The organism is Streptomyces sp. NPDC051664 (assembly GCF_044453545.1).
GTDB lineage: Bacteria > Actinomycetota > Actinomycetes > Streptomycetales > Streptomycetaceae > Streptomyces.
Genome location: NZ_JBITCU010000078.1, coordinates 1 through 7,445 on the forward strand (window position 1 = coordinate 1; position 7,445 = coordinate 7,445).

The window sequence follows — 7,445 nt, forward strand, 5'->3', positions numbered from 1 at the left end:
AGAATCGCATGAGATATCTCAGCAACACGCTGGACCATATCCATCAGAAGCCACCCCAGGTTGCCATCCCCGGACGTTTCCTGAGACTGCGTCATTAGAACGCTCTTTTCCAAATTGTCTTTCCGGTTCCGAACCCACCGGCGACCAGGACCTTGACTGCCCGAGGGGATACTTGACTGTCTTGTTCGCCACTTTTACCGATCAGCATTTTGATATCTCCCTACGCCTCAGATGCAGAACTCGACCGCTTTGTTGCACCGCGTCGTTACAGGGCACGAAGCCCATTTAGCACCTCCCTGATAAGGCCGATGCTCGGGCGAGAATTGGGAGCCGGTGGTTCGCGTACAAGTATCGCGTTGAGGCTCGCCAGATCTCCTAGCAGCACACGGACTACTCCGACCGGAAGGTCCAGCCGGGCTGCAACTTCGGTAACAGCACGCGGCGTGCGGCATAGTTCGAGAATAGCTACGTGCTCGGGCTGAATCCCTGTCCACCCATGCACAGACTCCACCAGCGTGGAGATGAACGCCACGAGATTGAATCGACCATCTGTGGCCTGCGTGCGTCCGCCTACCACGGCATATGGACGCACCACTGGGCCGGCTGCCTCATCGACCCATTCCGCGTATGTCACGTGACTGACCGATGGGCCTGCGGTGCACGCGGGTCCACAGACATGTGATATCCGAGTCGATTGGCAAGCATTGTCATCTCAAAGGCCGCCACGCCTGTATCCGAACCGACTGGAGTCAGAGCAGCCAGAACGGAATTCTCGCCCGCCGTGCAAACAAACAAAAGGCCCGCTTCCATCTCGACAATCGTCTGCCGGACAGGACCCCCGTCGAAATGCCAGCCCACCCCCTTGGCCAAGCTGTGCAGGCCCGAGGCCACCGCAGCGAGCCGCTCCGCCTTACCCCGCGACAAACCATCAGACGTGGCAAGCAAAAGCCCGTCCGTCGTCAGAAGAATCGCATGAGATATCTCAGCAACACGCTGGACCATATCCATCAGAAGCCACCCCAGGTTGCCATCCCCGGACGTTTCCTGAGACTGCGTCATCATTGAGGTGGCCTTCCCTGATCGTAGTGGTATCCGGATTGAGATTCGTTCGCCTCACTGCTCTGGGGATTCAACAGGCGTGCTCGAAGGATTCCCGCCTGCAATGAGGACATCATTGTTTGTACGTACATCGGCCGAGCGGTCACAGAATTGGTCGCGTACGTGCCCTGATGAGGGGGACCCTCGTCCCAAACTGCTCCTTCTGTAGCCCTTCCATGACGCGCACCTGGATGGTTTGTGTCCCAGATTCGGGGCGGCGCGGGTGTATGGGGCGAGTCTCCGCGGACCTGCTCGAGGGACGTGTTTCTCCAGTCAAACGGCAACTCATTCGCATGTTCTGGATCATGCTGGAATTCGGAGGCGACACTTCCCTGCGGGACCCTGCGCGGCAGACCATCGACCGTATCGCTGCCCGATAGCGCTTCGCTGGGAGAGAATGGGCTCTGAATGGCAACGGGTTCAGGCCAACCGGGCGAGGCATTCACTTCAGCTCCGGCGGGTGTCGCGGCAAGAGAAGGGAACGCACCCGTACCGTGGGGGGAAGCTGGCTCGTTGCCCGTCGTGAGTGCACGCGGAGCTGAAAGTCCAGGAGTCGCCGCGGTGATTGGCTCGGGGCCACCGTCCTGGGACTTCCGACCAAGGATGGAGTGAGGTATCACCACAACAGCGTTGACACCGCTGTAACGGGAAATTGACAGAGACACGCGGATGCCGTGGCGTTTGGCGAGGCGGCTGACCGTGACGAGCCCAAGACGCGTGCTGTCGAGCTCAATGACGTCGATAGGAGAGTTGATACGTGCGTTGGCTGCAGCAAGCGCCTCCGAGGGCATGCCCAGCCCGCGGTCCTCAACCTCGATGATCAGGCCGTTCTCCCCGTTGCTTGTGGTGATTTGCACGTCGCTTTCCGCAGGGGAGAATGTCTGCGCGTTCTCGATAAGCTCTGCCAGGAGATGGATCACATCGGCGGTTGCATGCCCCACTACGCCCACCGCCGGAACGGGCAAAATCACAACCCGCGCGTAATGCTCGGTTTCGGCAATCGCCCCCCGGATCACGTCGATGACGGGAACGGGTTGGCGCCACACCCGTCCAGATTTCGCTCCGGAAACGATAATGAGGCCTTCGGCGTAGCGCCTCATTCGAGTGGCGAGTTGGTCAAGATGAAAAAGCTCTTCGAGCGCAACGGGATCTTCCGTACGTCGCTCCATGGCGTCCAGCATCTTGAGCTGGCGGTGCACCAGAACCTGGCTGCGTCGTGCCAGGCTGAGAAAGACCTTACTGATTCCCTCGCGGAGGCGGATGTCCTCGTCCGCAAGATCCACCGCGGTGAGCTGGAGGTCCCAGAAGGCTTGGCCCAGCTCAGCCATCTCCCGGTTCACGAAGTCGGGCCTGGTCATGTCGCTTTGGACATCGACCTTCTCCCCTCGGCGCAGGCGTCCGATCACGTCACGCAGCCGGTCATCCGTCAGGTTGCGAGCCGAGGTCCGCAGGCGGGACACATCGCCGATCAGCGACCTTCCAACACTCAGCGACATCACGACCGCGACAGCGAGTGCAAGAAGACCGAAGAGTCCAACAAAAATCAGTTCGAGGAAGGCGCGATGAGCCGGAGGTCCAGTGCGGTCGAAGATGGCGGATATGTCCTTGAGGGAGAGTGCGCCAGCGGCCGCGTCTTCGGCATCGTACGCGGCTCGCCACTCAGTGATGGGAAAGGGAAGGCGGTTGGCGTGGGGCCCTGCGGCCACAATTTTGTTTTCCAGCGCCGACAGCCGACCTGCGGCGCCGTTGGGAGAAGCCAACTGCATCAGAGGTGCTCGCTGTTCGGCAGGCAACCTGCTTATGGCCTCTTGGTGCAGGTAGCGCTGAGCCCCTATGCAGGCGACCAACGTGCTGTAGTCGCTGGTCGACAAATGGTGCTGCGGGCCAGCTGCGGCAGCGGATACCAGAGCGTCCTCCTGCGAGAGGATCTCACCTGCGGGCACCATCTGGTAGAGCGCCTGACCAAATTCTTGAGCCACCTGGTCAGGCAGCACGGTCATACCCCGCAGCGCCTCGCCGATAGCCTTATCGATCGAGGTGTACGAAACCATCTCTTGGGCTGGGGTGATTCGTCGGGAGTCGACTGCTAGCCGCAGTGAAGGCAAGTCCTCGAGCGCCCGCTCCGCAGCATCAACGCCGGCCCGCACCTGATCGCTCTCGACCTCACGAACGCTGCCCATGTGAGCGTGTTCGAGAAAGGCAGCAATTTCCCCATCACTGCTGTCCCGGCTGCCGAACATGCCGGACGGTGGGCGGCCAGCTGCCAACGCGGTGGCGGCATACCTCCGCTCGACACGAAGGGCAATGACCACTCTTCCGAGCGGGCGCGCCAGATGGTTCCCGATGGTGTTTTCGTGCGCAAGAGTTAGCGCGTTACCCAAGGAGAGTTCGGCGGCGTAGCCCAGAACGACAGCCAGGGACACAAGGGGAAGGAGCAACAAGGCGATCAGCTTTCGGCGGATCGGCCAGCCTGTCTTTATCATGCGTCTCTCACATCAAACATCGTCAGGCTCTTCGCCCGCAGCGATCGGAAGGGTCGATGAAGCAGGAGTCAGCCTTCCCTGCGCATCACGTTGGCAAAAGGAATTTCGAGAATTAGATTTTGGCTTGAAAGATATTATGCACACGCATATGGGGTTTTGCTTAACTGGGACCAGAAGGGGGCGGCCGCGAACCTTCAAGACGCGCGCCGGCGCCATGGAAACGATAACCAGGCGGACTGCCGACATTAAGGGGGTTTCGTTTCCACCGGCGCCTGCTCTCAACGATGCTAGGCGCATCGAGCCCCGCCGACGAAAGCACACGGCTACCCTTTGGGGTATCACTTTTTCCCCAAGGGGCCAACAGACGGAAAGCGCTCACCTTACGCGATCGCCCACTGACTCCACGTAGGGGCCAGGGCCCACACACCTTTTCAGGTCAGCCGCCCACTGCACGAACCGCCACGAGGATAGTTCGTCCAAAACCTGACTACAGGATCTTCGCGCCGCTGAGCAGAAGTCAGCCACTAAAAGAAGTCATCTCATTTGGTGAGCCTGCGGTAGCAAATAAAGGTGCAGCCGATGCTCGTGAAGGCGAGGAAGTGCACGGCCTTGCGCTCGTAGCGCCGATGGAGTCGGCGGCAACCGGCGAGCCAGGCCATGGTACGTTCGACGGTCCAGCGGTGACGGCCCAGACTCTGTGAGGAACTCCCTTGCGGGCGATGCGGTGCTGGATGCCGCGCTGGCGTAACCATCGTCGCAGGTGGGAGTAATCGTAGCCCTTGTCGGCGTGGAGCTTTGCGGGCTTGCGTCGTCGGCGTCCGCGGCGGGAGCGGATCGGCGGTATCCCTTGCACGAGGGGAATCAGAGCCTAGCTGTCATGCAGGTTCGCCCCCGAGATTGCGACGGACAGAGGAAGACCGGTCCGCTCGGTGATCAAGTGGATCTTCGACGCAAATTTTAATTCACACCTGATCCAGACTGGCGCGTATTTCACCTCCATATTTCACGCCACCGCTGGCATTCCCTGAGTTTCGCAAATAGTGGTGAAGCGTGTTCATTCACCTTCCAGGCAGAGAATTTCCGGACATAGCGATCTCGACGGCTGCTATCAGTCCCTGAATCGACCCGCTGAGCCCCGGCCGTGAATGGCGCCGGAAACGGCTGTCGACAGTCGCTCGCATCGAGTTTCCGGGGGCCCCTATGTGTTTGGTCAGGGGGTGAGGCTAATGTCAGACACCCCATGTCGTTTGAGGTCAAGCGACAGGGGTGTGGGCGTGGTGTGACCAGGCGGTTGCTTCGTCGTAGTGGGTGCGGGTTTTGAGGCAGCTGTGGAGGATGCCGACGAGGCGGTTGCCGAGCTGGCGGAGGGCGGGGTTGTAGCCGACCTCGCGGACGCGTTGTTTGTCGTAGTAGCGGCGGGCGCCGGGCGAGCGCAGGGCTGCGAAGGCCTGCGTCTGGAGGGCGTCGGCGAGGCGGTTGTTACGGACGTATCTGGCCTGGACGGTGCGGCTCTTGCCGGAGGCCCGGGTGACGGGGCTGGTGCCGGCGTAGTTCTTGCGGGCTTTCGCGGAGGCGTATCGGGTGGGGTCGTCTCCGAACTCGGCGAGCATCCGGGCGCCGGTGATCTCACCGATGCCGGGCATCGAGAGGTAGATCTCAGCGTCCGGGTGCGCCAGAAAATGGGCCTTCACCTGCTCTTCCATCGCGGCGATCTGCTCGTTCAGCGCGATGATCAGCCGGGCATGGGCAGTGGTGGCGGCCGCGTAGGCGGCGGTGACCGGCTCCGGCAGGCCGAGCTGCCGCTCGCGCAGCGCGGCTTGGATGGTGGCCGCTTTCGCGTCGCGGTGGTGGCGGCGGTGTCGGGTCAGGACGGCGGTGATCTGGGTGCGGGTCAGCTTTGAGGCGTCCCCCGGGGTGTGGGCACAGGGGCTCATGCCGCGATTGAGAGTTTAGCTGCTCGCAGATGCTGCTGTTCGAACTCCACCGGTGAGAGGTAGTTGAGGGCACTGTGGCGTCTGCGGGCGTTGTAGTAGGTCAGCCACTGGAAGTGAAGGGCTTGTGGGCCGGGGCCGGGGGGCCTCGGCGGTGTGTTGGTCGTACTCCCGCCCGCAATGTGGGCGCGCTGTCAACTGGCGGTGCGTTGGTCGTAGGTGAGGCGTGCGGTGTGGATCTGGGATGCGCGTTTGTGGGTCCATGAGCACAGGACGCGGATTTCCGCGGCGATCTCGCTGCCAAGGTCAGTGAGTTTGTACAGCACCAGGGGCGGGGTGGCGTTCGGGTCGACGGTTCGCTGGATTAGGCCGTCGCGTTCCAAGGTGCGCAGAGTCTGCGACAGCATTTTGCGGCTGATCCCGCCGATCGAGCGCTGAAGTTCGGAGAAGCGTTGCACGCCCTGTTCCCGCAGGCTCAGGAGCATAAGCAGCGCCCACTTGTCGGCCAGGTCCACGAAGACGTCACGGCTTGGGCAGGCCGCATCAAGGATGTCCATCGGACGGTCGGCGTCGATGGCGGTCGGTGACTGCTCCTGCTGTGACATGCCGCTCATCCTACACCAGGACACCAAAACACACCTGTACCCGTTTAGAGGTATGGTATACATTAGAGACCAAGTCGATTTGAGGAGCACCCCATGGCTAAGAACACCCAGCGTCCCCTTGTCGCTGTTGCTTTCCACTCCGGATACGGTCACACCGCTGTCCTCGCAGAGGCGGTCAAGCGCGGCGCTGAAAAGGCCGGAGCCGAAGTCGCCTATGTCCCGGTGGACGCCATCACCGACGAGCACTGGCAGCAGCTCGACGCGGCCGATGCCATCATCTTCGGTTCCCCCACCTACATGGGTGGCGCTTCCGCGGGATTCCACACCTTCGCTGAAGCCACTAGCGGCCGCTACCTCACCAGCACCTGGGCCGACAAGATCGCCGCCGGCTTCACCAACTCCGCTTCCAAAAGCGGAGACAAGCTCAACAGTCTCAACTTCATGGCTGCTCTCGCTGCCCAGCACCACATGATCTGGGTCGGTCTCGGCCTCGCCCCCGGGTGGAACGCCCTCACCGCTACCGAGGACGACCTCAACCGTCTCGGATTCTGGATCGGCGCCGGCGCCCAGACCCCTCAGGACGGCGGCACCGACACCGTCCACACGTCCGACATCGCCACCGCGGAGCACCTTGGCGCACGGGTCACCAAGATCGCCCACATCCACACCGCCGGCAAGCACGCCACCAGCTGAGCACCAGAGTCCAGCAGATTCCCATACCCACACCCCCAAGCGGTGGGAATCCAGGCGGTCACCGGCGTTCGCACCCCATGCACCGGCACCGCAGAGCTGCCCCTGTCGATCGCACGAGTCAAGGACCGAAATGACGAATTTCATCAAGAAGCAGCAGTACAACGTCCCTGCCGCCGAGGTGTGGGGCCTCGTTGGCGACTTCCACACTGTTGAGACCTGGATGCCCGGCATCGCCGATGTCGTCGGGGACGACGCAGCACAGACCCGCACTATCAGCATGCACGATGGCGGGAAGCTCGTGGAAAGGCTGCTCGAGCAGGGAACCCGTTTCCACCACTACCGGTTCGACGACCCCGGACCGGTCCCTGTCCGGGATTTTACAGCTCGCCTCACGGTGATCGAGTCCGGTCCGCAGCAGTCGGCGATAGAGTGGACCGCCTCCTTCGAGCCCGCGCCCGGTGTTTCCGAGGAAGACGCTGTTGCCGCGATCGGGGGCTTCTACCAAGCCTGCCTCGACAAGGTTGCAGTTGTCCTCAGCGCCTAAGGGCTGTCCCGTAACTGCTGGTCACAGGTGAGATGATCTTGCGGTGTCTGGTGTGATCACGGCGTCGGAGCCGTCCTAATCCGGTACTAGC

The 7,445-nt window shown here is 61.9% G+C and carries 7 protein-coding genes and 2 pseudogenes; 2 read left to right on the forward strand and 7 right to left on the reverse strand.

The genetic code is table 11. The features are described 5' to 3' along the window. Positions 1 to 265: 265 nt before the first annotated feature. The 7 genes and pseudogenes from ACIA8E_RS41250 to ACIA8E_RS41280 form a co-directional block, all read right to left on the reverse strand. Positions 266 to 634 carry a DUF742 domain-containing protein gene (locus ACIA8E_RS41250; RefSeq protein ID WP_399307172.1) on the reverse strand — a complete coding sequence of 123 codons (369 nt, stop codon included), beginning with the start codon at positions 632 to 634 and terminating at the stop codon, positions 266 to 268. Continuing rightward, the gene (locus ACIA8E_RS41255) at positions 631 to 1,059 is read right to left on the reverse strand and encodes a roadblock/LC7 domain-containing protein (RefSeq protein ID WP_399307184.1); all 429 of its coding nucleotides are present in this window, start codon (positions 1,057 to 1,059) and stop codon (positions 631 to 633) included. Before ACIA8E_RS41255 ends, ACIA8E_RS41250 begins: the two co-directional genes overlap by 4 nt. Then, positions 1,059 to 3,581 carry a nitrate- and nitrite sensing domain-containing protein gene (locus ACIA8E_RS41260; protein ID WP_399307174.1) on the reverse strand — a complete coding sequence of 841 codons (2,523 nt, stop codon included), beginning with the start codon at positions 3,579 to 3,581 and terminating at the stop codon, positions 1,059 to 1,061. The genes ACIA8E_RS41255 and ACIA8E_RS41260 overlap by 1 nt, the downstream gene beginning before the upstream one ends. Positions 3,582 to 4,120: 539 nt before the next feature. Continuing rightward, positions 4,121 to 4,539: pseudogene (locus ACIA8E_RS41265) on the reverse strand (IS5 family transposase); the annotation flags it as partial. Positions 4,540 to 4,834: 295 nt separating this feature from the next. After that, entirely contained in the window at positions 4,835 to 5,515 is a 681-nt protein-coding gene (locus tag ACIA8E_RS41270) for a transposase (protein WP_399307176.1), read from the reverse strand. Beyond that, positions 5,512 to 5,628, reverse strand: a pseudogene (locus ACIA8E_RS41275) (IS3 family transposase); the annotation flags it as partial. The pseudogene ACIA8E_RS41275 and the gene ACIA8E_RS41270, both read right to left, overlap by 4 nt. Positions 5,629 to 5,706: 78 nt before the next feature. Continuing rightward, positions 5,707 to 6,117 carry a winged helix-turn-helix transcriptional regulator gene (locus tag ACIA8E_RS41280; protein ID WP_399307178.1) on the reverse strand — a complete coding sequence of 137 codons (411 nt, stop codon included), beginning with the start codon at positions 6,115 to 6,117 and terminating at the stop codon, positions 5,707 to 5,709. A 93-nt stretch (positions 6,118 to 6,210) separates the two neighbouring features. Between ACIA8E_RS41280 and ACIA8E_RS41285 the strand changes: the two genes are divergently transcribed. Beyond that, a complete protein-coding gene (locus tag ACIA8E_RS41285; RefSeq protein WP_399307180.1) occupies positions 6,211 to 6,810 on the forward strand; it encodes a flavodoxin family protein in 600 nt (199 codons plus the stop codon). A 130-nt stretch (positions 6,811 to 6,940) separates the two neighbouring features. Next, positions 6,941 to 7,354: an SRPBCC family protein gene (locus ACIA8E_RS41290; protein WP_399307182.1), complete on the forward strand. Its 414-nt coding sequence runs from the start codon at positions 6,941 to 6,943 to the stop codon at positions 7,352 to 7,354. Positions 7,355 to 7,445 lie beyond the last annotated feature (91 nt).

What these genes read in the sequence shown, in the direction of transcription:
- ACIA8E_RS41255 (WP_399307184.1), bottom strand. Translation starts at nt 1,059, where the DNA reads ATGACGCAGTCTCAGGAAACGTCCGGGGATGGCAACCTGGGGTGGCTT.
- ACIA8E_RS41260 (WP_399307174.1), bottom strand. Translation starts at nt 3,581, where the DNA reads ATGATAAAGACAGGCTGGCCGATCCGCCGAAAGCTGATCGCCTTGTTG.
- ACIA8E_RS41270 (WP_399307176.1), bottom strand. Translation starts at nt 5,515, where the DNA reads ATGAGCCCCTGTGCCCACACCCCGGGGGACGCCTCAAAGCTGACCCGC.
- ACIA8E_RS41280 (WP_399307178.1), bottom strand. Translation starts at nt 6,117, where the DNA reads ATGTCACAGCAGGAGCAGTCACCGACCGCCATCGACGCCGACCGTCCG.
- ACIA8E_RS41285 (WP_399307180.1), top strand. Translation starts at nt 6,211, where the DNA reads ATGGCTAAGAACACCCAGCGTCCCCTTGTCGCTGTTGCTTTCCACTCC.
- ACIA8E_RS41290 (WP_399307182.1), top strand. Translation starts at nt 6,941, where the DNA reads ATGACGAATTTCATCAAGAAGCAGCAGTACAACGTCCCTGCCGCCGAG.